At 57.0% G+C, this 26,072-nt stretch carries 31 protein-coding genes; 23 read left to right on the top strand and 8 right to left on the bottom strand.

Annotation, left to right across the window (positions count from 1 at the left end; genetic code table 11):
• Nucleotides 1–3: 3 nt before the first annotated feature.
• The 3 genes from U1140_RS02880 to U1140_RS02870 all read right to left on the bottom strand — a co-directional run bounded on the left by U1140_RS02880 (nt 4) and on the right by U1140_RS02870 (nt 3,031).
• Nucleotides 4–804, bottom strand: a complete 801-nt coding sequence (locus U1140_RS02880; protein WP_369845971.1) for an ABC transporter ATP-binding protein — start codon at nt 802–804, stop codon at nt 4–6.
• A gap of 113 nt (nt 805–917) precedes the next feature.
• Complete coding sequence (locus tag U1140_RS02875; RefSeq protein WP_369845970.1) at nt 918–2,012, bottom strand: FecCD family ABC transporter permease; 1,095 nt, start codon at nt 2,010–2,012, stop codon at nt 918–920.
• Entirely contained in the window at nt 2,009–3,031 is a 1,023-nt protein-coding gene (locus U1140_RS02870) for a FecCD family ABC transporter permease (protein WP_369845969.1), read from the bottom strand. The genes U1140_RS02875 and U1140_RS02870 overlap by 4 nt, the downstream gene beginning before the upstream one ends.
• A 232-nt stretch (nt 3,032–3,263) precedes the next feature.
• Between U1140_RS02870 and U1140_RS02865 the strand changes: the two genes are divergently transcribed.
• From U1140_RS02865 to rplE, 6 genes are all read left to right on the top strand, one after another.
• A complete protein-coding gene (locus tag U1140_RS02865) occupies nt 3,264–5,891 on the top strand; it encodes a glutamate--cysteine ligase (RefSeq protein WP_369845968.1) in 2,628 nt (875 codons plus the stop codon).
• 26 nt (nt 5,892–5,917) lie between these two features.
• Nucleotides 5,918–7,840, top strand: a complete 1,923-nt coding sequence (locus tag U1140_RS02860) for a S9 family peptidase (RefSeq protein WP_369845967.1) — start codon at nt 5,918–5,920, stop codon at nt 7,838–7,840.
• Nucleotides 7,841–7,855: 15 nt separating this feature from the next.
• Complete coding sequence (locus tag U1140_RS02855; RefSeq protein WP_369845966.1) at nt 7,856–9,115, top strand: amidohydrolase; 1,260 nt, start codon at nt 7,856–7,858, stop codon at nt 9,113–9,115.
• Between the two features lie 333 nt (nt 9,116–9,448).
• Nucleotides 9,449–9,820 (top strand): 50S ribosomal protein L14, encoded by a 372-nt coding sequence (gene rplN / locus U1140_RS02850; RefSeq protein WP_018121291.1) that lies wholly within the window; start codon nt 9,449–9,451, stop codon nt 9,818–9,820.
• A complete protein-coding gene (gene rplX, locus U1140_RS02845; protein ID WP_018121290.1) occupies nt 9,821–10,135 on the top strand; it encodes a 50S ribosomal protein L24 in 315 nt (104 codons plus the stop codon). It abuts the gene before it with no gap.
• A 3-nt stretch (nt 10,136–10,138) separates the two neighbouring features.
• Nucleotides 10,139–10,693 (top strand): 50S ribosomal protein L5, encoded by a 555-nt coding sequence (gene rplE / locus U1140_RS02840; RefSeq protein WP_369845965.1) that lies wholly within the window; start codon nt 10,139–10,141, stop codon nt 10,691–10,693.
• Nucleotides 10,694–10,762: 69 nt separating this feature from the next.
• Here the strand turns inward: rplE and U1140_RS02835 are convergent, their stop codons facing one another.
• Complete coding sequence (locus U1140_RS02835; protein ID WP_369845964.1) at nt 10,763–10,963, bottom strand: hypothetical protein; 201 nt, start codon at nt 10,961–10,963, stop codon at nt 10,763–10,765.
• Between the two features lie 256 nt (nt 10,964–11,219).
• On the opposite strand from U1140_RS02835, the gene U1140_RS02830 reads away from it, so the two are divergent.
• The 17 genes from U1140_RS02830 (at nt 11,220) to U1140_RS02750 (ending at nt 22,241) form a co-directional block, all read left to right on the top strand.
• Complete coding sequence (locus tag U1140_RS02830; protein WP_369845963.1) at nt 11,220–11,717, top strand: hypothetical protein; 498 nt, start codon at nt 11,220–11,222, stop codon at nt 11,715–11,717.
• 365 nt (nt 11,718–12,082) lie between these two features.
• Nucleotides 12,083–12,478 (top strand): 30S ribosomal protein S8, encoded by a 396-nt coding sequence (gene rpsH, locus U1140_RS02825; protein WP_369845962.1) that lies wholly within the window; start codon nt 12,083–12,085, stop codon nt 12,476–12,478.
• Between the two features lie 18 nt (nt 12,479–12,496).
• A complete protein-coding gene (rplF, locus tag U1140_RS02820) occupies nt 12,497–13,033 on the top strand; it encodes a 50S ribosomal protein L6 (protein WP_306515401.1) in 537 nt (178 codons plus the stop codon).
• 3 nt (nt 13,034–13,036) lie between these two features.
• The gene (gene rplR, locus U1140_RS02815) at nt 13,037–13,432 is read left to right on the top strand and encodes a 50S ribosomal protein L18 (RefSeq protein ID WP_369845961.1); all 396 of its coding nucleotides are present in this window, start codon (nt 13,037–13,039) and stop codon (nt 13,430–13,432) included.
• A 40-nt stretch (nt 13,433–13,472) separates the two neighbouring features.
• Complete coding sequence (gene rpsE, locus U1140_RS02810) at nt 13,473–14,087, top strand: 30S ribosomal protein S5 (protein ID WP_369845960.1); 615 nt, start codon at nt 13,473–13,475, stop codon at nt 14,085–14,087.
• A gap of 3 nt (nt 14,088–14,090) precedes the next feature.
• Nucleotides 14,091–14,276 (top strand): 50S ribosomal protein L30, encoded by a 186-nt coding sequence (rpmD, locus tag U1140_RS02805; RefSeq protein ID WP_306515404.1) that lies wholly within the window; start codon nt 14,091–14,093, stop codon nt 14,274–14,276.
• A 7-nt stretch (nt 14,277–14,283) separates the two neighbouring features.
• The gene (gene rplO, locus U1140_RS02800; protein WP_369845959.1) at nt 14,284–14,736 is read left to right on the top strand and encodes a 50S ribosomal protein L15; all 453 of its coding nucleotides are present in this window, start codon (nt 14,284–14,286) and stop codon (nt 14,734–14,736) included.
• Between the two features lie 638 nt (nt 14,737–15,374).
• The gene (gene secY / locus U1140_RS02795; protein WP_369845958.1) at nt 15,375–16,700 is read left to right on the top strand and encodes a preprotein translocase subunit SecY; all 1,326 of its coding nucleotides are present in this window, start codon (nt 15,375–15,377) and stop codon (nt 16,698–16,700) included.
• The gene (locus U1140_RS02790) at nt 16,700–17,245 is read left to right on the top strand and encodes an adenylate kinase (RefSeq protein WP_369845957.1); all 546 of its coding nucleotides are present in this window, start codon (nt 16,700–16,702) and stop codon (nt 17,243–17,245) included. Before secY ends, U1140_RS02790 begins: the two co-directional genes overlap by 1 nt.
• A gap of 66 nt (nt 17,246–17,311) precedes the next feature.
• Nucleotides 17,312–18,058, top strand: coding sequence for a L,D-transpeptidase (locus tag U1140_RS02785; RefSeq protein ID WP_369845956.1), 747 nt, complete (start codon nt 17,312–17,314; stop codon nt 18,056–18,058).
• 260 nt (nt 18,059–18,318) lie between these two features.
• Entirely contained in the window at nt 18,319–18,537 is a 219-nt protein-coding gene (gene infA / locus U1140_RS02780) for a translation initiation factor IF-1 (protein WP_018121277.1), read from the top strand.
• Nucleotides 18,538–18,747: 210 nt separating this feature from the next.
• Nucleotides 18,748–19,116 (top strand): 30S ribosomal protein S13, encoded by a 369-nt coding sequence (rpsM, locus tag U1140_RS02775; RefSeq protein WP_369845955.1) that lies wholly within the window; start codon nt 18,748–18,750, stop codon nt 19,114–19,116.
• Between the two features lie 3 nt (nt 19,117–19,119).
• On the top strand, nt 19,120–19,521 hold the full coding sequence (rpsK, locus tag U1140_RS02770; protein WP_306515410.1) for a 30S ribosomal protein S11: 402 nt from the start codon (nt 19,120–19,122) through the stop codon (nt 19,519–19,521).
• A gap of 21 nt (nt 19,522–19,542) precedes the next feature.
• Nucleotides 19,543–20,148, top strand: coding sequence for a 30S ribosomal protein S4 (gene rpsD / locus U1140_RS02765; protein ID WP_369845954.1), 606 nt, complete (start codon nt 19,543–19,545; stop codon nt 20,146–20,148).
• Between the two features lie 78 nt (nt 20,149–20,226).
• On the top strand, nt 20,227–21,234 hold the full coding sequence (locus U1140_RS02760) for a DNA-directed RNA polymerase subunit alpha (protein ID WP_369845953.1): 1,008 nt from the start codon (nt 20,227–20,229) through the stop codon (nt 21,232–21,234).
• A 143-nt stretch (nt 21,235–21,377) separates the two neighbouring features.
• Nucleotides 21,378–21,875 (top strand): 50S ribosomal protein L17, encoded by a 498-nt coding sequence (gene rplQ / locus U1140_RS02755; protein ID WP_369845952.1) that lies wholly within the window; start codon nt 21,378–21,380, stop codon nt 21,873–21,875.
• Between the two features lie 162 nt (nt 21,876–22,037).
• The gene (locus tag U1140_RS02750; RefSeq protein ID WP_369845951.1) at nt 22,038–22,241 is read left to right on the top strand and encodes a YgaP family membrane protein; all 204 of its coding nucleotides are present in this window, start codon (nt 22,038–22,040) and stop codon (nt 22,239–22,241) included.
• Nucleotides 22,242–22,373: 132 nt separating this feature from the next.
• On the opposite strand, the gene U1140_RS02745 is transcribed toward U1140_RS02750, so the two are convergent.
• The 4 genes from U1140_RS02745 to U1140_RS02730 form a co-directional block, all read right to left on the bottom strand.
• Nucleotides 22,374–23,240, bottom strand: coding sequence for a metal ABC transporter permease (locus U1140_RS02745; protein ID WP_369845950.1), 867 nt, complete (start codon nt 23,238–23,240; stop codon nt 22,374–22,376).
• Complete coding sequence (locus U1140_RS02740) at nt 23,237–24,109, bottom strand: metal ABC transporter permease (protein ID WP_369845949.1); 873 nt, start codon at nt 24,107–24,109, stop codon at nt 23,237–23,239. Before U1140_RS02740 ends, U1140_RS02745 begins: the two co-directional genes overlap by 4 nt.
• Before the next feature lie 5 nt (nt 24,110–24,114).
• Nucleotides 24,115–24,900, bottom strand: a complete 786-nt coding sequence (locus U1140_RS02735) for a metal ABC transporter ATP-binding protein (protein WP_369845948.1) — start codon at nt 24,898–24,900, stop codon at nt 24,115–24,117.
• A gap of 88 nt (nt 24,901–24,988) precedes the next feature.
• Nucleotides 24,989–26,008: a metal ABC transporter substrate-binding protein gene (locus tag U1140_RS02730; protein WP_369845947.1), complete on the bottom strand. Its 1,020-nt coding sequence runs from the start codon at nt 26,006–26,008 to the stop codon at nt 24,989–24,991.
• Nucleotides 26,009–26,072 lie beyond the last annotated feature (64 nt).

Here is a 26,072-nt window from a genome sequence, read left to right as displayed (position 1 = left end):
CGACTAGCGGGGCTTTCGGGGGTCCAACGGGCACACGGATGGCGTGCCCGTCACGGGGTCGGGGACCACCATCGCCGCTAAACCATAGACGTCTTCGACCAATTCGGCGTCCAATACTTCACCGGGAGCTCCGGTGGTCACGATCTCGCCCTTTTTCATCACGATCAAATGATCGGCATACCGTGCTGCCTGATTTAGATCGTGCAATACCGCGACGATGGTTTTTCCTTTTTCGTGGAAATCGCGCATGAGCTCCATCAATTCGTACTGGTGCGCAATATCCAGAAACGTAGTTGGCTCGTCCAGCAACATGATCGGAGTTTGCTGCGCCAACAGCATCGCAATCCACACGCGCTGGCGCTGCCCACCGGATAATTCAGCAACCAATTTCCCGGAGATATCTTCCAAACGAGTCGCAGCCAGTGCTTCGGCGACAGCCTGCTCATCCTTCTTGCTCCACTGGTGAAACAGGCTCTGGTAGGGCGCGCGCCCCCGCGCAATCAAATCAGCCACCCGAATGCCATCTGGCGAACTAGACGACTGCGGCAACAGCCCCAGCTGCCGCGCGACCTGCTTAGCGGGCAAGCTTGCGATGGCTTTGCCATCAAGAAGCACCTCACCTTGCGATGGGGTGAGTACCCGCGAAAATGCGCGCAGCAAGGTGGATTTGCCACAACCATTCGGGCCGATGATCGCGGTGAAGGAATTATCCGGGATCTCGACGCTGATATCGCGGGAAATGGTGGCGGTGTCATAACCGACGGTGGCATTGACGACGCGGAGACGTGGAGCAGTAGAGTTCATCGTTATCGCTTCTCGGTGTAGGGGAGTATCTGTGGGGGAGTTCGTGTGGGTTTGTGGGTGGACAGCAAGGTGTGAGCCGAGCTGGATCCTAAGCCGAGGTGGATCCTGCTCTGTCAACCGGTGCCGTAATGCCGCTTTGATTCGCGTATCAGTAGCCACAACATGTATATGCCGCCGATGACGACGGTGATCAAGCCGACCGGAATTTGCCGGTAGAACGTGGCAATAATCAACGACAATACGTGCGCCCCGGTTAACAACACCGTGCCCATAGCGGCGGCGCCGAGGAGAGAAACCCCAGCGGTGTGCATTAATCGGCGCGCGATTTGCGGTGCGACCAACGCAATAAACGAAATTGGCCCGGCAGCTGCTGTCACGAGCGCAGTGGTAGCAACCCCCACGACGATCAGCAGCAGGCGCGCACGGTTGACTTCGAAGCCTTGCGTCGTCGCGGCGTCGTCGCCAAGCTCTAAGTGCCGGAGCGGGCGCGAGAGTATTGCAGCCCCGATGATGACGATTACCCCGAGCACCAGCGTGGGCAGCAGGCCTTGCCAGGTCACTTTCGTGATGGATCCGGCTGCCCAAAAACCAACTTGCATGCCTTCTTCCACATCGGCGCGGGTGATGAGGTAAGAATTCAGCGAGGTCAGCATGGCGGAGATACCAATGCCGACGATGATCAGCCGGAACCCCTGCACGCCTTTGCGCCAGGCCAAGACGTAGACCACCAAGGCGGTGACGATGCCACCGATAATGGAGGCTGCGGCTATCGACCAAAAACTACTCGTGCCGATGACCAGCATCGTGATGACGACGGCGGTATACGCACCGGCATCGAAACCGATGATGTCCGGCGAGCCGAGCGGGTTGCGGGTCAGCGATTGGAAAATTGCCCCGCCGATGCCAAGTAGCGCACCGAAGGCGACGGCGGCCACGGCGATGGGTAAACGCCATTCGCGCACGATGGTGGTATCGAAACCATCGCCGCCGCTGAACAAGGCGGCGATTACTTCGCCCAAATCCAGTGGATATTCGCCGAGAGTGATGGCCGCGATCGCCCCGATCACAGCTAGGGCAAGCAAGCCCAGTGCGGTCAGCAGCAGGCGGGTGGGGAAGTGCAGTGAGACCCACCTGGTGCGTACGGCGATTCTGCGGTAGCCAGGGTCCACCGGCGCAGGTGCTTGTGCATCGTGTGACTGGGTATTCATAGTCCACTCGCTTTCCGACGGCGCACCAGCATGATCAGCACCGGTGCGCCAACTACTGCAGTGATAATGCCGACTTCAATTTCTCCAGGACGCGCGATGATGCGGCCGATGACGTCGGAAGCCAACACCAGCACAGGTGCTGCCAGCGCTGAATAAATGATGATCCAGCGCTGATCCGGGCCGACTATCCACCGCACGACGTGCGGAACCATCAGGCCGACGAAGGCCAGCCCTCCCGTCAGCGCGGTGGCGCCACCTGCCAGCAGCGTGACCGCGATGATGCCCAGCACGCGGGTACGCACGATTTTGGTGCCGAGTGAAGCAGCGAGGTCGTCGCCAAGCGCAATCGAATTCAGTGACGACGAAATCGCCAGCGCGAGAACCAATCCTGCCGCGAGGAATGGTGCGACGAGAGCGGTATCAGCGAGGTCAGCGCGGGCAACAGACCCCAAGCTCCAGTTGCGGATGGCTTGGAAAGTGTCGGGGTCGATCAGGGTAAGAAACTGTGTGATTCCAGAAAGCACCGCTGCCAAAGCCACACCGGCTAGCACCAACGTCGCGGGGTTTGCCTTGCCGCTTGCGCCTAACGATGCGCCAGAGCCGATGAAATAAACCACCACGGTGGTGATCGCTGCCCCCAGGAAGGCGAACCAAATATACCCGCTGATGCTGGTCAACCCGAAAAACCCGACGCCTAAGGTGACTGCGAATCCGGCACCGGCATTGACTCCGAGGATGCCGGGATCGGCCAGTGGGTTGCGTGTTAACGCCTGAATGAGAGCACCCGCCACGCCGAAGGCCGCCCCGGTTACGATGGCGACGACGGTACGGGGGATGCGCAGGGTCCAGACGATGATGGCGGCTTCGGAGTTATCGCGGGCGAGCAGGCCATTCCAGACTTCATCCCAGGGCAGTGGGTTAGCACCGAGCGCGATGCTGAAGCAGATCATCGCCACGATGGCGGCGAGTATCGCCAGCATGCCCAGCGTTCGGCGAGCAAAAAGTGCAGGTGCCTGCATGAACCTTCCTTCGTTTTCAGCAGGCCGGAGAGCTTTTGACCGTCGAGACCTGCCACCGAACTGTCTTCAACTTGGACAGCCTACCCTCTCATTAATAAATTAGCCATGCCTAGGCTATTGACTCGCTTCAGATATACAGTATCGCGAATCTGTGCTGTATCCTGCTCCTTTTTGGGGGTAGGTGTCTTCCGCGCAATCGCAATGTGGGGTAGATCTCGCTACGCTGTGATTTATGACAACTCCAGCATCTAGCTCAGCTTCCCTGCGCGATCGCCTCAAGCTCGGAGTGGAAGAAGAATTTCAAATCGTCGACCGCACCACGCGTGCGCTTGTGCCTGCCGCTGACTCTGTGCTGGAAGGTCTCGACAGCAAGCACTATGTCGCGGAGCTGCAAACCTCGTCGGTCGAGGTCAACAGCGATGTATTCGCGGACCTGTCGGGTCTGAGCGACGATCTCGTCTACCACCGATCCGTGCTGAATAAAGCAGGTGAGCGCAATGATCTCGCCGTGGTCGCCGCCGGCACCGTGCCCCTGGTGAACCTGAGCGACCTGCAAATCACCGATACCCCGCGGTTTAATGAGATGCAGGCTGACTATGAATTGCTGGCCCGTGAACAACTGATCTGCGGTACCCAGATCCACATCGATATCCCGCACCGCGAAACCGCCATCCAGGTCGCCCGTCGGGTCGCTCCGTATCTCGGATATTTCCTTGCTCTTTCTGCCAGCTCGCCGTTTATGTCAAACGGCAGCGACTCCGGCTATGCCTCCAACCGCACCCTGATCTGGTCGCGCTGGCCGACCACCGGCCCGTGCCCGCCGGTGAAATCCGCGCGTGAATACGACAAGTTGATCGCAGACATGATCTCCACCCGCGTGATCTCCGATCCGGGCATGATCTATTACGACGTCCGCCCGGCCGCGAACCAGCCGACCTTGGAGCTGCGCATCTGCGATTCTTGCCCTTCGGTCGACCGCATCATGCTCATCGCGGGCCTGTACCGCGCGCTGGTTGCGCGCATTCTCGACGACATCCGCCTCGGCTTCCCGGAACCAGAAATCCCGATCACCTTGTCGGCAGCTGCGCGTTGGCGTGCCGCCCGCTTCGGCATGGAAGGGGATCTCGCTGACCTGGAGACCATGGAAACCCTGCCTGCTGCCGAAGCGATTCGCCGCTTGGTCAACAGTTTGCGCCCACAGCTGGAAGAACTCGGTGATTACGAGCTGATTGACGAGCTCGCAGGGCGCGCGCTGCACCTGGGTTCGTCGTCGTACCGACAGCGCCAGGCATACCGGCGCCATGGCAGGCTTGCCGACGTCGTCGACTCGCTGATCGCCGAAACCGCCGGCGAGCACCTGCCGGTGTCAAACCGTGCTAGCGGGGGCGCCGACACCCGCTTCGAGGCGCCGTTTTTCGGCTACGATCTCGCGAACTTGGCGACGGGTTCACAAGCCTACGACGAGGCAATTACCCCGGAATCCACCGTGCGCGAGACGTATACGGAGATCGTCGACGAGATTAAACGCTTGGGCTCTATTGCCCTGCGCGAGCGCCACATTGCCATCGAGCACGACGAAAAAGTCGCTGGCATCGTGTTCCGCCCGTCCTATTCCGAGCAAACCCAGCCACTGCCGGTGGACCTCACCCCGCGCCTGTTGCCGCGCGCGGAATACGACGAGCTATCGAAGGGCATGGAACAGCGCGCCCTGGCGCTGAACTATTTCCTGCACGATATCTACACCGACGCGCAGATTATTCACGACGGGGTAGTACCGCCGGCGCTGCTTGATCGCACCCCGGGCTTCCGCTCCTATGGCCGCGCGCCCGCCTGGCAACGCGTGCGCGCACATATCTGCGGTTCGGATCTGGTCTGCACCGGTGATAACGAGTGGGTCATCCTGGAAGATAACCTGCGTGCACCATCCGGCGTTGCCTATTCCACCGCGATTCGTTCGCTGACCACCCGCCACTTGCGCGAGCTTTACCAGAAATACGACGTGTTGCCCGGCGACGATGCCGGCGCCGCCCTGCGCGAGACCATGCGCGCGGCAGCCCCACCACATATCGCCGATGCGGAACCATCGATGGCGATTTTGACCGGTGGCTCCAAAGAATCCGCCTACTTCGAACACCGCAGCCTGGCGAATATGGCGGGTGTTCCGCTGCTGCGCACCCGCCACCTGCAGATCCGCGATGACCGCGTTTATGCCACCGTTGACGGCCAAGAGACTGCCATCGACGTACTCTATGTGCGCATCGACGAAGAACTCTTGCTGTCTTCTACCGGACGTGATGGCACGCAATTGCGCGAGGGTCTGTTGTCCGCGCTGGAAGCCGGAAACCTGGCGATCATCAACGCGATGGGTAACGGCGCCGGCGATGACAAGGCAATTTATTCGCTGGTTCCAGAGATGATCGAGTATTACCTGGGTGAAAAACCAGTGCTCAACCAGATCCCGACCTACCTGTGTGCCGAACGCGATCAGCACGAGCACGTATTAGCCAACCTGGATTCCCTCGTCATCAAACCGATCGACGGCTACGGCGGGTCCGGCGTGCTGATCGGGCCTTTCGCCACCGAGGTCGAGCTGGAACAGCGTCGCCAAGAGCTGCTGGTGCAACCGGAGCGCTTCATCGCCCAGGAAATCGTGGGCTTGTCGACGCACCCGACCTTCAACGGTGCCGATTTCCAACCCCAGCACGTGGATCTGCGTGCCTTCGTGCACGTGCGTGACGACGGCGAGCGGCTCACGGCCTACACGCAACCGAATCTGCTTACCCGCGTCGCGCCACCGGGATCGATGATCGTGAATTCTTCGCGTGGTGGAGGATCGAAAGACACCTGGGTGGTGCAGTGACAACGCACGATGGGATACTAGACGCCGTGACGAAACACACGGCCATAGAGCCAAACGCAGCAGAATCCACCGTGCAACGGCAGTTTTACGCCACCTCGGCGCCCAGCTTGTCGCACACCGGGCGCCATATCGCTTATCTCTATGATGACGGCTCCGGGTATACCGCTGCCTACCAGCGGGTAGTGCCCCAGGTCGGCCAGGACCCTCTCCCGCCGCGCCCGGTCACTTTGCCTATCGAAGGACCGGTGACCGCGGTGCAGTATTCCCCAGATGGGAAGTACCTGGCCCTGCAGGTTTCGCCGTTTGCCCGCGGCCGTAACGAGGTCTGGGTGGTGGCTAACGATCCGGACGACGAACGCGCCTGGCGAGTTTCGCTGGATACCGACATAGATGCCGAGTTGGTGGGCTGGAAAGACGACTGCGTGACGCTTACCGCGCTCACCGAGACCGCACACGGTGCTGACTATGATTCCATCACCCGCGCGGTCCACCCGGAAACCGGAGCCAGCGACATCCTCGATGAGCAGCACAATGCGGTGCTGCTCGATGCCGTTGGGCCATCGGATAGCGGTGCGGTGCTGTTGCGCTGTGGTAATCGCGGGCAGCGCTATGCCGTGTTGCGGTACGGCGGGCGCGACTATGAGCTGTTGCTGCGCGCGCACGATACCTCGACGGAGGGCGGGCAGTTCATCATGGCACAGACACACTTCGGCGCGCCGGGCGAGCCTTCGCGTCTGACGGTGGTGCTGCAAACCGAATACGGTGCCGAGGCGATGCGATTGTTGCAGGTCACTTTGGATATCGCAGCCGATGGTAACACGCACCAAATCACTACCGCCGAGCTGGCTGCCCGCAGTGATAACGAGGTTGATGACTTCGCGATTTCCTACGACGGCAAAGTCGTCGCGGTGGCGTGGAACAACCATGGATACAGCGATGTGGAAGTTATATCTGTCGCCACTGGCACCGGCAGGTCGCTCAATATTCCGCATTCGACAGTGGCCAGCACACCGAGTCTGTCTGCCGACGGCAGCCAACTGGCCTTAACCGTGGAATCCAGCGATTTCGCGCCGCACATTCTGCTATGCAATACGGTTTCTGGTCGTTGTGTGCCGCTGGATCCGCGCGGACCGGATCAGATCGCGACCACGCTTCCGCAGCGCCACACCTTCCACGCCCGCGATGGGTTGCCGCTGGACGGTTGGTGGTATCCGCCGATCAACACCTCCGATGAGCTTGTCGACGACGACACCGCCCAGGCGCAGGATGCGGAACCGCGCGGGGTGATCTTGTGGTTCCATGGTGGCCCGGAATGGGAATCGCGGCCAACTTTTCAGCATATTTTCCCGATTCTGCGCCACGCCGGCTTTGGCGTACTCGCGCCGAACGTGCGCGGCTCGACTGGCCACGGTCGGGTCTTTAACCACCTGGATGACGTCGACAAGCGCTTTGATTCCTGGACGGATATGCAAGATTGCGCCCACTATGCCCGTGCACATCTGCCGGGCGGGCAGCACCTGATCATGTCGGGGCGTTCGTACGGCGGTTATCTCACGCACGTTGCCGTGGCGAAATACCCGGGGCTTTTCGACGCCGCGATCGCGGTCTGCGGCATGAGCGATTTGGGCACGTTTTTTGAGACCACGGAACCGTGGATGGCGCAGCGTTCGTACACGAAATACGGTCAACCCGGTGTCGATGATGATTTGCTCTCGCGCTTGAGTCCGGTGCGGCATGTTGCTGGTGCGACTACCCCGTTGTTGTGCGTGCACGGCGCGGAAGACAACAACGTCTCGCCGCAAGAATCGCGCCAGATGGTCGAGGCTTTGACCGAGCTCGGCGTGGATTCTGAGTTGTTGCTTCTCGAAGGCGAAGGCCACGAAATTTCTACCTGGGCCGGAAATATCGCTTTGGCGGAAGCGATGATCGACTGGATCGACACTCACTAGAAAGACAAGAATTCCGTGAACGATAGCAATACCACCGAGGCCACCGGCGTCACCGGCGAAGTAGCAAAACGTGTAAGCCTCGATGCCTTGACAGCGAGCCAGTGGAAAGACATTGAACAATCCGTCATTGCTTGGCGACGTCATCTGCACGAAAACCCCGAACTTTCCTTCCAAGAGCACGAAACCACGGACTATATCCGTGCAGAACTAGAAGCACTGGGTTATACGCCAACGCTGTTTCGCGATACCGGCCTGTACCTGGATATTGCTGAAACCAGCTCGGAGCACCCACAGCGGCTGGCGATCCGCGCGGATATTGATGCGTTACCGATTGCAGAAAATACCGGGCTGGATTTTTCCTCTACCAAAGAAAACGTCGCGCACGCCTGTGGCCATGATGGGCACACGGCAATCGTGATGGGTGTGGCGAAGGCGCTCAAGCTCCTGGCAGATACCGGTGAAGTTGCGCTCGCCCCAGTGCGGTTGCTGTTCCAACCAGCCGAAGAGACCGTGCCAGGTGGGGCGAAAACCATCATCGAACAGGATTGTCTTGCCGACGTGGGGCGCATCATGGCAGTGCACCTGGATCCGAACAAGAAAGTCGGTGAGCTGGGTACTCGCACCGGCCCGATTACCTCGTCGAACGCGATGTTGCACTTGCGAATCAACGGCGATGGTGGGCATTCTGCGCGCCCGCACATGACACAAGATGTCATTCATGCGATGGCGGTGGTGATTACCGGGGTGAATGCTGCGCTGGACCGGCGCCTGGATGCCCGTGATGCCACCGTGTTGACCTGGGGCCGTGTCGAAGGCGGGGTCGCCGGCAATGCGATCCCCGGTTCGGTAGAGTTGCAAGGTACTTTGCGTAGCGCCTCCGTGGAAGTCTGGGCGCAGGCTGAAGAGTTGGTGCGCGAGATCATCGGCGGTTTGTTGGCGGCCTATGGCATCGACTGGGAACTGGAATGGGTACAAGGCGTGCCGCCGGTGGATAATGACGGCAAAACCAATACCGCCTTCAACCATGCGGCGGCAGCGTTGGAGGGCGAGCTGGATATTGTCGGCACACCCCAGTCCAGCGGCGGGGAGGATTTTGCGTGGTATCTGCGCCACGTTCCAGGTGCGATGGCGCGGTTGGGTACGTGGGACGGAATCGGGGAGAAGCAGGATCTACACCAACCGGATTTTTGCCCGGATGAACGCGCGTTCATTCTGGGAACCAAGTTGTTTACCGCTGCTGCGCTTGAGTGGCACCCGGCTAATCATGAACGCTAACCGTTGGTGGGGCGTGCTGGCGCAGAACTGAGAAGCGTAGAACTGAGAAACGCAGAGCTGACAAGTGCAGTTCTGTATAGCAGAGCGCTGGGGAAAACAGCCGCGAACTGAGTTGAACAATCATCCCAGGCTGTGGTTGAATAGCAGGGTTGCCGATGCAGGTCGGCGGATTTGTGATGCGTTTCCGAATCGCAGCCGTCGAGACCCTTCGACCGTCACTGATTATTTTCTGTGGCGTGTTCGTCGACAAGCATCAGGTAGCTGCAAGAACAAGACCGAGTGCGATCAGGACGGAAATCTTTTCGCACATAAATCCAGGTCAGGAGACCAACTGTGATTCAACAAGAATCGCGCCTGAAGGTCGCCGATAACTCCGGTGCACGAGAAATCCTCGTCATCCGAGCTCTCGGTGGATCCGTGCGACGCTTCGCAGGCATTGGTGACATCGTCGTCGCTACTGTCAAAGAAGCTGTCCCAGGCGGAAACGTGAAAGAGGGTGACGTCGTTCGCGCCGTCATCGTTCGCGCAAAGAAGGAAACCCGTCGTCCAGACGGTTCCTACATTGCTTTCGACGAAAACGCTGCTGTCATTCTTCGTTCCAACGATAATGACCCACGCGGTACCCGTATCTTCGGGCCTGTCGCTCGTGAGCTGCGTGAGAAGAAGTTCATGAAGATTGTTTCTCTCGCACCGGAGGTGATCTAGGTGAAGGTACACAAGGGCGATATGGTCCAGGTCATTTCGGGCCCAGATAAGGGCGCGCAAGGCAAGGTCATCGAGGCATACCCAAAGACCAACAAGGTTTTGGTTGAGGGTGTCAACCGCATCAAGAAGCACGTTGCGAACTCGGCTCCAGAGCGTGGCGCTGAGTCTGGCGGAATCGTTACCCAGGAAGCACCAATCCACGTTTCCAACGTCGCGGTGCTCGATTCTGACGGTAACCCAACTCGCGTTGGCTACCGCTTTGACGAGAACGGCAAGAAAGTCCGCATTGCTCGTCGCAACGGGAAGGATATTTAAGGCATGAGCGACAACTACACTCCACGTCTGAAAACCCGTTACCGCGACGAAATCAAGAACAAGCTGAACGACGAGTTCTCTTACGACAACGTCATGGAGATTCCTGGCGTTACCAAGATTGTTGTCAACATGGGTGTTGGCGACGCTGCGCGTGACTCCAAGCTGATCAACGGCGCCGTAGAAGACCTGACCCTGATCACTGGTCAGAAGCCACAGCTGCGTCGTGCAAAGAAGTCCATCGCGAACTTCAAGTTGCGTGAAGGCATGCCAATCGGTGTGCGCGTGACCCTGCGCGGCGACCGTATGTGGGAGTTCTTGGACCGTCTGCTGACGATCGCACTGCCACGTATTCGTGACTTCCGCGGCCTGTCTGATCAGCAGTTCGATGGTCACGGTAACTACACCTTCGGCTTATCCGAGCAGACCATGTTCTACGAGATCGACATTGACAAGGTTGATCGTCCACGTGGTATGGACATCACCGTCGTCACTAGCGCTACCAACGATGACGAAGGTCGCGCACTGCTTCGTGAGCTGGGATTCCCATTTAAGAAGTAGTTTTGCAGGACTGAATAAGTCTGTTTTTAGAGCTCTAGCCCCTCCGGGAAGCAACCGGAGGGGCTAGAGTTATTTGTTGGTGTCCTTTGCTTGTTTTCTTCTTGGGGAGAAATACCATGCAGCTAGAAAAGCGATGAGGCTGGGGATGAGGGCAAGGATAAATTCATAATCATCTCGTATGAAGTACAACAACCAGTGATAAAGACCGAACAACAGCAAGATTATAGAACGGATCCAATCACCGCGCCGTTTTTTATCTTTTGTCGCCACAGTACGCTCCTTTGTGGATAATGTGCGGTAGGCGGCATAACTATGACTATATTTGAAAAATACGCCCAATACAGGTAATTGAAACTTAATTTTCCCTCTAGCGAGTTTTTATGAGAATCCTGCCGCTATCCGGCGTGAAAGAGGTGAGTGAACATGTTCTGTAATGCGCAAAGTTGGTCACCTGCGGGTTTTGCTAGAATAGCTACAATCGCTATTTAGATTGGTGATGCACGAAACCTACAAGGAGCCATTAACTATGTCCACAATCCCAAGCATTCTTCTCCGCGCTATCCCAGGTGCCCTCATCGCGGATTCTGGCATATCCAAGTTGGGTATGGATGCAGAATCCTCGAAAGGTCTACAGGACTTTGCTGCTACGGGCATTCCGCAGGTCAAGGAACTGCCTTCCGATAAGTTTGGCACTATCATCGGTGCTTCCGAAGTCGCTGTCGGTGGCGCGCTGTTGGCGCCATTCATCTCCAACCGCCTTGCAGGTCTTGCGCTGACCACCTTTGGCGCAGGTCTGTTGAGCATTTACTTCCGTAACGACGATATGACCCGCGAGGATGGCATCCGCCCATCTCAAGATGGCATGTCTATCGCGAAGGATTCCATGATGGTTGCGATTGGCACCGGGCTAATCGCTCTAGACCAGCAGGATCGCATCTCGGGTGCACTGCAGGACCGCAAGATTGCTAAGGCAGAAAAGAAAGCTGCCAAGAAGGCGGCACGGAAGGCTAAGAAGAACTCCTAAAGGTAGTTTCCCAGTGAAATCGGCATGTGGAGTCGGCTAGTCGTTCTCGAGGTTGGCCGAATCGCCTCAACCCTGCTAGGGTTGGGGCGTCTTGTGCTTTTTGGGATACGTGTGCCTAAAGCCGCGGTCCGAGAACAGATAACACGTCAATGTGATATCTCATTCTGGCGTTTATCCTGTGTGCACAGACTTGCAAGTTTTTCCTACGTTTGTTGTAGGCCCCTCGCCATCATGGCGACCGAGCTTCATCGAGGTAGCGAGCGAACATGCTATTGAGCATGCGAGCGTCGAGTTGCCCAAAACAGCCCGGTAACGCTTTTAAGGTGAGTTTGGGAACCGCAACGAGAAAGGTTCAAGGTCACCACATGACCATGACTGACCCGATTGCAGACATGCTCTCACGGGTGCGTAATGCTAACCACGCGCAGCACGACACCGTGTCCATGCCTGCATCCAAGATGAAGGCGAACATCGCTGAAATCCTGAAGCAAGAAGGCTACATCACCGACTACTCCGTGGAAGGTGAGAAGGCAAAGAAGACCCTCTCGCTGGACCTGAAGTACAACAACCGCGAGCGCGCTCTGTCTGGTCTGCGCCGCGTTTCCAAGCCTGGTCTGCGTGTCTACGCCAAGGCAACGGAACTTCCTAAGGTCCTGGGCGGACTGGGTGTTGCTATCATCTCTACCTCCCACGGCCTGTTGACCGACCGCGAGGCTGAGCAGAAAGGCGTAGGCGGAGAAGTCATCGCCTACGTCTGGTAAAGGGAAGGGTGATTATCAATGTCACGAGTTGGTTTGGCACCAATCGCCGTCCCTAGCGGCGTCGAGGTAAAAATCGATGGCCAGAACGTTTCCGTCAAGGGCCCTAAGGGCACCTTGGAAGTTGACGTTCCAGAGCCAATTTCCATCGTCCAGGAAGACGGCGAACTGCGCGTCTCCCGCCCAGATAACCACCGCAAGAACCGTTCTCTGCACGGTCTCGCACGTTCCCTGGTGAACAACTGCGTTGTCGGTGTAACCGAGGGCTACGAAATCAAGATGGAAATCCACGGTGTTGGTTACCGTGTGCAGCAAAAGGGCAAGGACCTTGAGTTCTCCTTGGGCTACTCCCACTCTGTCCCAGTGAAGGCTGATGAAGGCATCACCTTCGCTGTAGATGGCAACACCAAGTTCTCTATCTCTGGTATCGATAAGCAACAGGTTGGCCAAGTTGCGGCGAACATCCGTCGTCTGCGTAAGCACGATCCTTACAAGGGTAAGGGCATCCGCTACGTCGGCGAACAGGTACGTCGCAAGGTCGGAAAGACGGGTAAGTAAGCAATGTCTAATTCTGCAAACACCAAGCGCACTCCAGTCGGTAAGGATATCTCGTCCCGCCGTCGTGAGGCACGTGCCCGCCGTCATTTCCGTATTCGTAAGACGCTGCGTGGAACTCCAGAGACCCCACGTTTGGTCGTTCACCGCACGGCGCGCCACCTGCACGCGCAGCTGATCGACGACAAAGCTGGCCACACCCTGGCTGCGGCTTCCACCATGGAAATCCGCGATGCCGAGGGCGACAAGAAGGCACGTGGTGCTGAAGTCGGCAAGCTCATCGCTCAACGCGCCAAAGACGCAGGCATCGAAGCAGTAGTATTCGACCGTGCTGGTTACAAATACCACGGCCGCGTAGCTGCTTTCGCTGATGCTGCACGTGAAGGTGGTCTGAAGTTCTAATGATCAACGCAGTTGCAAACACCAACGGAAAGGACGCGTAATGTCGGATCGTGATCAGCGCGACGGCGGACGCTCCGCCGACAACAAGAAGAACGATCGCAACAATCGTCGTAACGATCGTCGCAACCAGGACAACGACCGCGATAAGTACATCGAGCGCGTTGTCGCCATCAACCGTGTTTCCAAGACCGTCAAGGGTGGCCGTAACATGAGCTTCACCGCTCTGGTCATCGTCGGCGACGGCGAAGGCATGGTTGGTGTTGGCTATGGTAAGGCCAAGGAAGTTCCAGCCGCTATCCAGAAGGGTGCCGAAGAAGCACGCAAGAACTTCTTCCGCGTCCCAATGATTGGCGGAACCATCACTCACCCAGTACAGGGTGAAGATGCAGCTGGCGTCGTGATGCTGAAACCAGCAGCTCCAGGTACCGGTGTTATTGCCGGTGGTGCTGCTCGCCCAGTTCTCGAATGCGCTGGCGTGCAGGACATCCTGTCCAAGTCCCTGGGCTCGGACAACGCACTAAACGTCGTCCGCGCCACCGTGGATGGCCTGAAGCAGCTGGTACGTCCTGAGGAAGTTGCCGCTCGCCGTGGCAAGTCCGTCGAAGAGGTTACTCCAGCACGTATGCTGCGCGCACGCGCAGGACAGGAGGCATAAACCATGGCTCTGAAGATTACTCAAACACGTGGTCTGGTTGGCACGACGCCGAACCAAAAGGCCAACATGGAAGCACTGGGCCTCAAGCGCATTCGCCACTCTGTTGTCCAGCAGGACACCCCGGCGATCCGTGGCATCATTCAGAAGGTGCGCCACCTGGTCACCGTCGAAGAAGTGGCAGGGGAGTAGATACACCATGAGCGATATCATCAAGTTGCACGATTTGCGCCCAGAAAAGGGTGCAAACAAGGCAAAACGTCGCGTTGGCCGCGGTGAAGGCGGAAAACGCGGTAAGACCGCCGGTCGTGGTACCAAGGGTACTAAGGCACGTAAGCAGGTAGCAGCAAACTTCGAAGGTGGGCAGATGCCTATCCAGATGCGTTTGCCAAAGCTGCGCGGCTTCAAGAACCCGAACAAGGTTGTTTTCCAGGTTGTTAACGTTTCTGACTTGGAAAAGGCATTCCCACAGGGCGGCGACATCACCGTTGCTGACCTCGTGAACAATGGTTTGGTTCGCAAGAACCAGCCAGTCAAGGTCTTGGGCAACGGCGAGATCTCTGTGAAGCTCAACATCACTGCACAGAAGTTCTCCAAGTCTGCAGTCGAGAAGATCGAAGCCGCTGGCGGAAGCACCACCGCGGCTAAGTAATCGCACATACGGTGGTGTTCTGACCGAACTGAATCGCCAGTTGGTCACCGCCACCGCAGGCGTTTCGAAAGACCCTTCGTCCCGGATAAACCGGGACGAAGGGTCTTCGTGTATGTAAAAAGATATGCGCAATGCCGAAGCGCTAAGCAATGACGTGCTGTGACTATAGATCCCAAGAGTTTCTGGATTAAGCCGACTCTGTTACCGCGTAGCATTTCCTGCCTGGCGATGAATACGTCGTTAAGAATATGCTGTTAGGGTGCGTTGCTTGGGTGCATTGCAAGGCTCGCACAATTTCGCCTGCGACTTTATAAAAAATTGCCAGCGTTTCGGTCTACTGGTGTTCTTGCGCAGGATAAGACTGTTATCCCAGCTTGTGACGAAACACAGATTTACCTGCAAAACATTAAGGTTGTCCTATCACACAGTCGCTTAATATGTCTTAGCGTTGGAATGGCTGGTAGGCTACTAAGGTCACTCGTGCATGCGCGCGTCGGTGAGCACCTCACGCTTGCTGCGTTTGAGTTAACGCCCAGTTAGCCATCCAGCACACGCGCTGGGGTGCGCTCGAATTCAGAAATTATCGGTTGCCTAAGCGTCACTACATACGGTGGCAGTGAATAGGCTAGGAGGCTTTAGTGTCTGCCATCATTCAGGCATTTAAGGATGCGGATCTTCGGCGCAAGATTTTCTTTACCATCTTGCTCATTGTGCTGTACCGCATCGGTGCGCAGATCCCATCGCCAGGTGTGGACTACCAAAACATCTCCGGACGGCTCCATGAGCTGACCCAAGAAGATGACAGCCTGTATTCCGTCATCAACTTGTTCTCCGGTGGCGCACTGTTGCAGCTGTCGATCTTCGCAATTGGAATCATGCCGTACATTACGGCCTCGATTATCACCCAGCTGCTGACGGTTGTGATTCCGCACTTTGAGCAGTTGAAAAAAGAAGGCCAGTCCGGGCAAGCGAAGATGACGCAATACACGCGCTATCTGACATTGGGCTTGGCGTTGTTGCAGTCGGCTGGCATCGTTGCCCTGGCGGACCGCAACCAGTTGCTGGGGCAAGGCGTTGAGGTACTGGATCCTGATCGCACCGTCTTCGATCTCATTTTGCTGGTTACGGTGATGACTACCGGCGCTATTTTGGTGATGTGGCTCGGTGAGCTCATTACAGAAAAAGGCATCGGCAACGGCATGTCTTTGCTCATCTTTGCGGGCATCGCTACGCGTCTGCCTACCGACGGTTACAACATCCTGCAAGACAACGGTGGGGTAGTCTTCGCAGTGGTCTGCGCTGCCGTCGTAGCATTGGTCGTTGGCATTACCTTCATGGAGCAAGGTCAGCGCCGGATCCCGGTCCAGTACGCCAAGCGCATGGTTGGACGTCGTCAATACGGTGGCTCCTCGACGTATTTGCCGTTAAAGGTCAACCAGGCTGGTGTTATTCCGGTCATCTTCGCGTCATCGCTGATCTACATGCCGGTATTGATCACGGAGATCGTGAACTCATCCAGTTCTACGCCTCCAGATAACTGGTGGATGCGCAACGTCATTGCCAACCTGCAATCGCCGTCGTCGTATGTCTACATCATTGTCTACGTCACCCTGATCATCTTCTTCTCGTATTTCTACACGTCGATCCAATACGATCCGAACGAGCAAGCCGAAAACATGAAGAAGTACGGCGGCTTCATCCCAGGTATCCGCCCCGGACGACCAACCGCGATGTACCTCAGTTTTGTGATGAACCGGTTGCTGTTCGTCGGTTCGATCTATTTGGCATTCATCGCGATCCTGCCGAACCTTGCTTTGGATTTCGGTGTCGGCTCGCAAGGCTCTGCCGGTATGACAGCTTTCGGCGGTACTGCTATCCTGATTATGGTATCTGTGGCTCTGACCACAGTGAAACAGATCGAATCCCAACTTCTGCAATCCAACTATGAAGGGCTGCTCAAATAATGCGATTGGTACTCCTTGGCCCAGCCGGTGCCGGAAAAGGCACCCAGGCTGAAATCCTCAGCGAAAAGCTCAATATTCCGCACATTTCCACGGGTGACTTGTTCCGTGCCAACATTTCCGAAGGCACTCCGTTGGGGGTCGAGGCCAAGGAATACATCGACGCCGGCAAATTAGTGCCCACCGACGTTACTGCCCGCATGGTTGAGTCACGCCTCGAAGAGCCTGACGCAGACGCAGGCTTCCTTCTCGATGGCTTCCCTCGGACTGTGGAGCAAGCGGAAATTCTGGAAGCTTTACTGGCGAAAAAGAATCTGCAGTTGGATTACGTCGTCAACTTTGAAGTATCCGAAGATGTGGTTATCGAACGCATGAAGGCCCGGGGCCGTGCCGACGATACGGAAGAAGCTATTCGCACACGCCTCGATGTCTACCATGACGAGGTCGTACCTTTGATTAAGCACTATGGTGAGGATGTCATCAACATCCAAGCCGAGGGCGAGATTGATGAAATTAATCAACGCGCGATGTCCGCGTTGGGTAAATAAAACGGCTATAGTCAATAGACGTCACATGCAGTGGCGTTAATAAATGCTAAAGGACGCACAACATCCATGAACTCTCGCTCACTCCTCGCCGGCTTGGTTGCAAGCTTGGCGATGATCGCCTCCGTAATTTTCCCAGCTGCCACCGCGAATGCCCAACAGTTGCCGAGTTCTTCGGATATTACGGATCGGATTCAGGCCCCGCAGTTGCCTGACTTCAATCAGCTTGTTCGCGAGTTTGACCAGCGCAACCGCGAGGGTGCGTGGCAGATGCGTAATCAACTTGTGGAGCAGGCTCGTACCCTTAATCCACAGTATGGTGCAGGGGTTGCACAAACGATTGACCAAGCTCTGAACTTTGTTTTCCCAGGTTTGGTTGCAGAAAAAGAGCAGGCAGAACGAGCTGCTCGTGGCCCTGCGGAACCGCTAACTCCTGCTCCAGCTCGTGGACCGCACATCGACACGGGTGCTTGCCCGGCCGATGCGCGAGTATGCGTCGACATTGACGGCCGTCGTACTTGGCTGCAGGACGGCCGTGGAAACGTGCAACACGTCGCCACGGCTATGTCGCCCGGTAAACCAGGCCAGGAAACCCCACGCGGTACATTCCACGTTAACCGTAAGGTCAAAGATGAAATCTCTTGGGAGTTTGGTAACGCCCCAATGCCTTACGCGATCTACTTCACTAACCGTGGGCATGCCTTCCACGAAGGATCCCCTGCTTATGATTCCGCGGGTTGCGTCCGTCTGCCGCACAACGACGCGGTAGCTTTCTGGAACCACCTCAATATCGGAGATAAGGTCTTCATTTACTAATTAATCTCGTCAGCTTTAGCTGCCTCATCACCTAGCTAAGACGGCTCCGAGATCCGAATTGCAAAAAGCTGCGAAAAGTTTGTTTTTGCAGTTAGTGCTCTGTATAGTTGGATTTTGGTCTGTCAAAGCTTGCATAATGCACCGACACCGGCCACGGCCGGTGTTTTGCTTTTTGTGCACTTGCATAACCGCTGTATAGGCCACCGAAGTAATAGATAAGCGATCGGCGCAGTAAAAGCTGTGCCAGGAAGCCGGAGGATATGGCTAAGGAAGGCGCAATTGAGGTCGAAGGTCGGGTTACCGAACCTTTGCCAAACGCAATGTTCAAAGTCGAGCTAGACAACGGACATGAGGTGCTTGCTCATATTTCGGGTAAGATGCGCCAGCACTATATCCGTATTCTTCCGGAAGATCGGGTTGTCGTGGAGCTTTCTCCATATGACCTGAACCGCGGTCGCATCGTCTATCGCTACAAGTAAAGACTGTAAGCCTCCCTACTCAAAACACTGTTTTTGCCCCAACGATTTGCAGGCACAGTGTTCGTTCACCTCAGGCTACGGTGGCTTGAGCCTGGCATCAGTAATCATCTACTCGTTGCAGCACGCGCTGCTCAGTGGCGTGAAGGTGAGCTGATGTATCAGGGCGGGTAGGGAGAAAACCACCGTGCATACCCCGAAAGGACTCGCCTTATGGCACGTCTCGCTGGTGTGGATCTCCCACGCAACAAGCGTATGGAGATCGCTCTCACCTACATCTACGGCATCGGCCCAACCCGTGCCCACGAGTTGCTGGAAGCTACCGGCATCTCTCCTGACTTGCGTACCGACGACATCACTGATGATCAGGTGTCCTCGTTGCGTGACCAGATCGAGGCTCAGTACACCGTCGAAGGTGATCTTCGTCGCGAGGTACAAGCCAACATCCGTCGCAAGATTGAGATTGGAAGCTACCAGGGCCTGCGCCACCGTCGTGGCCTGCCTGTCCGTGGTCAGCGCACCAAGACCAATGCACGTACCCGTAAGGGTCCAAAGAAGACGATCGCAGGAAAGAAGAAGTAGTTTATGCCTCCAAAGACTCGCCCTGGCGCACGTCGTGGCCGTCGCGTCGTAAAGAAGAATGTGGCCCACGGCCACGCCTACATCAAATCGACCTTCAACAACACCATCGTGTCCATCACCGACCCAGCTGGTGCGGTAATCGCATGGGCTTCGTCCGGTCACGTTGGTTTCAAGGGCTCACGTAAGTCCACTCCATTCGCCGCACAGATGGCCGCTGAAAACGCTGCCCGCAAGGCAATGGATCACAACATGAAAAAGGTTGACGTATTCGTTAAGGGTCCGGGCTCAGGCCGCGAGACCGCCATTCGTTCCCTGCAGGCAGCAGGCCTTGAGGTCAACTCGATCACGGATGCAACGCCGCACCCATTCAATGGCTGCCGCCCACCGAAAAAGCGTAAGTTCTAGGGGAAGGAAGAGGTTTAAAACATGGCTCGTTATATTGGCCCCGCAACCCGCGTATCCCGCCGTCTGCGCGTCGACCTAGTCGGCGGAGACTTGGCATTCGAGCGTCGTCCTTACCCACCAGGACACGCTGGACGCAACCGCATCAAAGAATCTGAATACCTGCTGCAGCTGCAGGAAAAGCAGAAGGCAAAGTACACCTATGGTGTTCTGGAGCGTCAGTTCCGTCGCTACTACACCGAGGCGAACCGCCTGACCGGCAAGACCGGTGACAACCTGGTTATCTTGCTGGAATCCCGCCTGGACAACGTTGTCTACCGCGCTGGCCTGGCAAAGACTCGTCGTCAAGCACGTCAGCTGGTTTCTCACGGACACTTCACCGTGAACGGCAAGAACATCGACATCCCGTCCTACTCGGTTACCCAGTACGACATCATCGACGTTCGTCCACGTTCGCAGAAGATGCAGTGGTTCGAAGAAGCCCAGGACTCCCTGTCCGACGCCGTAGTACCGGCGTGGCTGCAGGTCGTTCCTGACACCTTGCGCATCCTCGTGCACCAGCTGCCCGAGCGCGCTCAGATCGACGTTCCGCTGCAAGAACAGCTCATCGTCGAGCTTTACTCGAAGTAATCCAGCTTCGTTTCTTCAGCTTTTCTTTCCTTGTTGTCCTAACCGGCGTCAAATAGCGGGCGCCAAAGGAGAAAATTCATGCTTATTTCACAGCGTCCCCAGCTGACCGAAGAATTCATTGATTCTTCCCGTTCCAAGTTCGTCATTGAGCCACTGGAGCCGGGTTTCGGTTACACCCTGGGTAACTCGCTGCGTCGTACGCTGCTGTCCTCGATTCCAGGCGCTGCGGTCACTTCTGTGAAGATCGACGGTGTTTTGCACGAGTTCACCACCATCAACGGTGTGAAGGAAGACGTTTCGGAAATTATCCTCAACGTCAAAGACCTTGTGCTGTCATCCGATTCCGACGAGCCAGTCGTCATGTACGTATCCCAGCAGGGTGCAGGAAACGTCACCGCCGGTGATATCCAGCCACCAGCTGGTGTGGAGATCCACAACCCGGATCTGCACATCGCATCGCTGAACGACGACGCTCGTTTCGAAATGGAACTCGTCGTAGAACGCGGCCGTGGCTACGTTCCTGCCGCTCCTACCTCCGGTGACATCGGACGCATCCCGGTAGACCAGATCTACTCGCCGGTGCTGAAGGTCTCTTATAAGGTGGAAGCGACCCGTGTTGAGCAGCGTACTGACTTCGACAAGCTGGTCATCGACGTGGAGACAAAGAACTCGATTTCTGCCCGCGACGCCCTGGCTTCGGCCGGTGGCACTCTGGTTGAGCTTTTCGGCCTCGCCCGCGAGCTCAACAACCAGGCAGAAGGCATCGAGATCGGGCCGTCCCCACAGGAATCCGAGTACATCGCTGCTTACGGCATGCCAATCGAGGACCTGAATTTCTCCGTGCGCTCGTACAACTGCCTGAAGCGTCAGGAAATCCACACCGTCGGTGAGCTCGCAGAGTGCACCGAATCGGACCTGCTGGATATCCGTAACTTCGGCCAGAAGTCGATCAACGAGGTCAAGATTAAGCTGGCGAACCTGAATCTGACCCTGAAGGATGCTCCAGAAGATTTCGACCCAACTGTGTTGGAAGGCTACGACGCAGAAACCGGCGACTTCAAGGATCCTGCAGAAGATTCCGAGTAAAGCGCATATGTTCCGGCAGAAACGCTAACGCCCACGTGAATCTAGCTTTGGTGCAGCCCTTATGGTTTAGCCCAAGCTTTGGATCACGGCGTTGCAGCGCTTTTGCCCACGCGCTCACTTAAATAAACACGAGGAGAAACACTATGCCTACTCCAAAACGAGGCGCCCGAATTGGTGGGTCGGCTCGCAACCAGCGGCACATCCTGTCGAACTTGGCTGCAGCGCTGTTCGAGCACGATTCCATCAAAACCACCGATGCCAAGGCGAAGCTGCTGCGTCCATACGCAGAAAAGCTGATCACCAAGGCTCGCTCCGGCACCCTGGCCGACCGCCGCGAGGTTCTCGCACAGGTTCCACAGAAGGAAGCTGTTGCCCGTCTGTTTAACGAGCTGGCTCCACAGTTCGAAAAGCGCGACGGTGGCTACACCCGCCTGGTTAAGCTGGAAAATCGTACCGGTGACAACGCTCCAATGACCCAGATTTCTCTGGTCCTGGAAGAAACCGTCACCGCTTCGGCAGAACGCACCACTCAGGCTGCTGCTGCGAAGGCTGATTCCGACGTCACCGATCCATCCGACGAATCCAACATGGATTCCGAAGGTGCCGCTGCTGCCACCGAAGCAGATTCTGACGAGAAGTAATCTCGCGTCTTTCTAGCGGTGGGCTAGTGGTTGGTCTTTGACCATCCACTAGCCGACGATTAACCATCTGCCCACGCACGCAAGATTGTGTGTAGTAAAGATCACTAAGCTCTATTTCCTCCACCTCGAGGAAATAGAGCTTTTGTGCATTAAAGTGAAATTATGAAACGCAACGAATCTAACCAAGACCGTGGAATCCGTGCTGTAGTTGGCCTTATTGCTTTGCTCGTTGGGCTGTTCGCAGCCGGCGGTTTCCTCCGCGCACTGTTGATCATCGTCGGCCTCGTTCTGGTCATCACCGCAGCAGTGGGCTTCTGCCCGCTGTACCGCCTGCTGGGAATCAACACCTGCAAAGTTCGGCATTAACATAGCCCGGCATTAACACAGTGCGCCATTAACATAGCCCGCCATTAACACAGTCGGGCGTTAAAACTCAGGAATTAAAACACTGTGGCGCGTTCACCTAGCGACGATTCAGTCACCTGGCGACGATCCCACTTAGGCAAAAGCGGGCGCACGCCTGCGCCCGCGTCGCCGCAGAGACATTGCGCCGAGCGCCGCCACCAATAGCAGGGCATAAGCGATGGTGATTGCCACAGCCGCGGGGACGTCGATGCGATACGCGCTCCAGAATCCCACTAAGCTGCCAAGCAGAGCAACCACAACAGCCGTGAGCAAGATTTGGCTGAGCATGCTCAGACCTGGGATTCGCACGGACAGGGCGAGTATACGGCCGGTCGCTGCAGGCAAAACCATCATCGCGATCACCAGCATGACACCGGCGGCATAAAACGAGGCGGTGACGGTCAGCGAAGTCAGTGCCAGCATCCCCATTCGTAGAGCATTCACGGGCACGCCGGCTACGTGGGCTGCACGTTCGTCGAAAGCACACGCCCCCAGTAGCGGCAACAACCAGCCGACGAACAGCATGTTGAGCACCATGATGGGCACCAGCGTCCATAAATACGACGGCTGCTGCAGCGCTGCGAGGTTGACGTTACCCACCAACACCGTGTGCACGTCGAAATGTACGTTAGAGAAATTAAGACTCAACAGCACGACGCCAACGGCGAACATGCTCGGGAAAACCAGCCCGAGTGCGCCGCCCTCTGCGATCAGGCCTGTGTTAGCCAGCCACCGGGTGCCTAGCGCCACCAAGAACGCGGCTGCGCCCGCAAAAAAGATCAAAATCGGCGAGTTGATTGTGCCCGCGAGAAGAGCACCAACGACAATGCCGGGCAGCACTGCGTGCCCCATGCCGTCGAGCAGCATCGCGTCTTTGTTGGCGACGACCACCACTCCCGGAATTGCGCACGTTACGGCGGTGACAACGGCCAAAATGCTAACGGTAACTGCAAAACTCATTGGGCGAACACCAACCCCCGCTTCGGTGCGAAAACGATAGAAAACAGAGCAATGACGGCCTGCACGACGGCAATCAGCGGGCCGGTGGGGATCGATCCGATCACGACGGCAAGGTAGACACCGATGAAGCAGCTAGCGGCACCAAGCAGGGCCGCCAGGACGGTGACTACGCCGAGCTGATTCGACCATTGCCGTGCAGCCACACACGGTGCGATCACAAACGAAACCATCAGGATCACGCCGACTACTTTGATGCCATTGACGACGACCAAAGCAAAAGCGGTCATCGCGATGACGTGCAGCAAACGACCGCGAACACCAGAGGTGGAAGCGAAGGTGGCGTCGAAAAGCCAGCACTTCAACACGGGGAACCACCAGATAAGCCCGGCCAAAATGATGAGGGTGAGAACCACCGAAATTTTGAAGTCCGCGATGGTGATGGACGAGGCGTTGCCCAGCAAATAGTCCTGAATTCCACCTTTGCCGGGCAGTGGTTGCCGCGTAATGATGAATAGCCCAAGCATTCCCAGGGCAAAGGACACGCTCAGCGAGATCGCCATCCCCGTATCAACGGATAGTGGGGTGTGGTGAAACAGCCAATGCGAAACGCCCACCGCCAACAGCGAGGTAATGAGGGCCCCGGCTGCCAGTACCAAGGGGTTGCGCGTCGGCAGATGCAGGTACGCGGCGATGAGGAAGGCAATGGTGATTCCCGGCAGGCTGGCATGTGAGATCACATCGGAGATCAGCGCTTGCTTGCGGAAATAGACCACGGGCGATAGAGCCCCAGCGGCGATACCGATGATCATCGTGCCGAGGACCGCCATGAGATAAGTGTGAGTGGTGAATAATTCCCAGGGCATGATCATGGCGGTCACCTACGATTCGGTTGCGTCAGACCGCTGAAGGTGCCAGGCAGGTTATAAGCGGCACTGATGGCATCATCGGTCAAAGTCTTGTCGGTAGGCCCGTTGGCCGAAACCTTGCCGTTGTTGAGCAGCGTTACGTGGTCGCAGTATTGCGCGACTTCGGCGAGATTGTGGTGGACCATGATGATCGTTGTTCCATTGCGGTGTAATTCGCGCAGAATGTCGACGATGGTTTCTTGACTGAAGGCGTCGATGCCCTGAAAAGGCTCGTCGAGGACCAACAGTTCCGGGTCATTGACCAAGGTTCGAGCCAATAGAGCACGCTGGCGCTGTCCACCCGAAAGCGCGCCGATAGCCGCGTGGGAATATTTCGTCAGCCCGACGGACTCGACGGCTTCGCGTGCAGCCTTTTTATCTGCGGCGTTCGGCCACGGCCACCAGCTGCGGGCGCTGGCAGTACGCCCCATGACCGCGACATCGAGCACGGTGGCAGGGAAATCCCAGTCCACTTGTTGGCTTTGCGGCATATAGCCCAGCTTATGGCGAATGCCGTCTAAAGGCTTCCCGAAAAACTCTACGGTGGCACCGCCGCGGGTGGCTTTCGGCAAAAGCCCTAAACAGGCTTGTAACAGCGTGGATTTACCGCTTCCGTTGGCGCCGACGACGCCGGCAAAGCTGCCACGGGGGATGTCCACGTCGAGCTGATCCAGGATGGTGCCCGTGCCGTAGTTTACGGTCAGGTTGCGCACCGAAAGTGCCGCGGTAGCGGTGGGGGAAGGGGCAAGCATCATGGTCTCCTCGGGGGTATGGGAAAAGTGTGCTGCGATCACCGGGATTGGTGTCGCAGCGGGAGCCTGGAATTGCTGATGCAGCGCTGAATTACTTCAGTGCGGCAGCGATCGCTTCAAAGTTATGGCGGAATGCTCCCAAGTAGGTATCGACTGGGGCTTCGGCGCCTAGGCTGTCGGCGAACAATTCTTCATCAGAAATGGTGACTTTCCAGCCGCGGGCAGACACTGCTTCACTCAGAGCGTTGATCGCCTGTGGGTTGACCTGGTTATCGTAGAAGATGGTCGGAACCTTGTTGTCAGCGATTTTTTCCGCGAGCTCGTCAAGCTCGGTAGCCGATTTTTCAGCCTCAGTGGACACGAAGTCGGTTGCTTCTACGTCGAGGTCATAGGTATCGCCCAAGTAGTTGAAAGCATCGTGACCAGTGACCAGGAAGCGGGAGGACAGTTCGCTGAGTGCTTCTTCGGCTTCCTTGTGCAGCGCGGCGATTTCCTCGTTGTATTTGTCGGCAGCTTCTTGGTAGGCGTCAGCGCCACCAGGGTCGATCTCGGAGATGTGGTCAGCGACGATGTCGACGACTTCTTGCCACAGTTCAGGGGAGTTCCAGATGTGTGGGTCGAATTCCGGCTCGCCTTCTTCCTCAGCTTCTGGCCACGGCAGCAGCTTCGATTCGTCAAGCTGATCGCCCACGGCAACCTGCTTATCGCCGAGAGATTCTAGTTGCTGGTCCATCTGCGCTTCTAGGTGGAGTCCGTTCCACAGCACGACGTCAGAATTGCGCATGGTGTCGATGTCTTGGGTGGTTGGCTGGTAAGTGTGTGGGTCACCGCCAGGGCCGACCAGGGTGATGATTTCTGCATCGGGTGCGATCTGTTTTGCGGCATCAGCCAAGTAGCCGGTGGTAGCGAACACCGTGAGCTTGTCGTCGTCTCCGCCAGTGCCATTCGCGCTGCCTGCGGTATCGCCGGATTCGTCAGCGCAGGCGGCGAGACCACCCAAGCAGGCAAGGGCAGTAGCAGCGGTCGCTGCGGTGCGCAGGATGGTGCGGCGTGCTGGGCGTGCGGCGCGTGGTGAACGAGTGGATTCTGCCTGGGTGATCGAGTCTGACATCAGGGTTGCCTTTCGTGGATGAATCATGTTTTATGAAAGTGTGCGCAAAAAAGTTCAGCAAGTT

This window comes from Corynebacterium drakensteinense (assembly GCF_041224285.1).
Lineage (GTDB): Bacteria > Actinomycetota > Actinomycetes > Mycobacteriales > Mycobacteriaceae > Corynebacterium.
The sequence above is the reverse complement of the archived record's forward strand: the minus strand, read 5'-3'. Positions and strand labels throughout refer to the sequence as shown.

Coding starts and splice junctions, on each gene's coding strand:
- U1140_RS02790 (WP_369845957.1), top strand. CDS start 16,700: ATGCGATTGGTACTCCTTGGCCCAGCCGGTGCCGGAAAAGGCACCCAG.
- U1140_RS02830 (WP_369845963.1), top strand. CDS start 11,220: ATGTCCACAATCCCAAGCATTCTTCTCCGCGCTATCCCAGGTGCCCTC.
- rplE (WP_369845965.1), top strand. CDS start 10,139: ATGAGCGACAACTACACTCCACGTCTGAAAACCCGTTACCGCGACGAA.
- U1140_RS02785 (WP_369845956.1), top strand. CDS start 17,312: ATGAACTCTCGCTCACTCCTCGCCGGCTTGGTTGCAAGCTTGGCGATG.
- rplQ (WP_369845952.1), top strand. CDS start 21,378: ATGCCTACTCCAAAACGAGGCGCCCGAATTGGTGGGTCGGCTCGCAAC.
- U1140_RS02875 (WP_369845970.1), bottom strand. CDS start 2,012: ATGAATACCCAGTCACACGATGCACAAGCACCTGCGCCGGTGGACCCT.
- rplO (WP_369845959.1), top strand. CDS start 14,284: ATGAGCGATATCATCAAGTTGCACGATTTGCGCCCAGAAAAGGGTGCA.
- U1140_RS02760 (WP_369845953.1), top strand. CDS start 20,227: ATGCTTATTTCACAGCGTCCCCAGCTGACCGAAGAATTCATTGATTCT.
- infA (WP_018121277.1), top strand. CDS start 18,319: ATGGCTAAGGAAGGCGCAATTGAGGTCGAAGGTCGGGTTACCGAACCT.
- U1140_RS02745 (WP_369845950.1), bottom strand. CDS start 23,240: ATGAGTTTTGCAGTTACCGTTAGCATTTTGGCCGTTGTCACCGCCGTA.
- rpsD (WP_369845954.1), top strand. CDS start 19,543: ATGGCTCGTTATATTGGCCCCGCAACCCGCGTATCCCGCCGTCTGCGC.
- rpsH (WP_369845962.1), top strand. CDS start 12,083: ATGACCATGACTGACCCGATTGCAGACATGCTCTCACGGGTGCGTAAT.
- rplF (WP_306515401.1), top strand. CDS start 12,497: ATGTCACGAGTTGGTTTGGCACCAATCGCCGTCCCTAGCGGCGTCGAG.
- U1140_RS02735 (WP_369845948.1), bottom strand. CDS start 24,900: ATGATGCTTGCCCCTTCCCCCACCGCTACCGCGGCACTTTCGGTGCGC.
- rpsM (WP_369845955.1), top strand. CDS start 18,748: ATGGCACGTCTCGCTGGTGTGGATCTCCCACGCAACAAGCGTATGGAG.
- U1140_RS02865 (WP_369845968.1), top strand. CDS start 3,264: ATGACAACTCCAGCATCTAGCTCAGCTTCCCTGCGCGATCGCCTCAAG.
- rpsE (WP_369845960.1), top strand. CDS start 13,473: ATGTCGGATCGTGATCAGCGCGACGGCGGACGCTCCGCCGACAACAAG.
- U1140_RS02880 (WP_369845971.1), bottom strand. CDS start 804: ATGAACTCTACTGCTCCACGTCTCCGCGTCGTCAATGCCACCGTCGGT.
- U1140_RS02870 (WP_369845969.1), bottom strand. CDS start 3,031: ATGCAGGCACCTGCACTTTTTGCTCGCCGAACGCTGGGCATGCTGGCG.
- rpsK (WP_306515410.1), top strand. CDS start 19,120: ATGCCTCCAAAGACTCGCCCTGGCGCACGTCGTGGCCGTCGCGTCGTA.
- rpmD (WP_306515404.1), top strand. CDS start 14,091: ATGGCTCTGAAGATTACTCAAACACGTGGTCTGGTTGGCACGACGCCG.
- rplR (WP_369845961.1), top strand. CDS start 13,037: ATGTCTAATTCTGCAAACACCAAGCGCACTCCAGTCGGTAAGGATATC.
- U1140_RS02750 (WP_369845951.1), top strand. CDS start 22,038: ATGAAACGCAACGAATCTAACCAAGACCGTGGAATCCGTGCTGTAGTT.
- U1140_RS02730 (WP_369845947.1), bottom strand. CDS start 26,008: ATGTCAGACTCGATCACCCAGGCAGAATCCACTCGTTCACCACGCGCC.
- U1140_RS02740 (WP_369845949.1), bottom strand. CDS start 24,109: ATGATCATGCCCTGGGAATTATTCACCACTCACACTTATCTCATGGCG.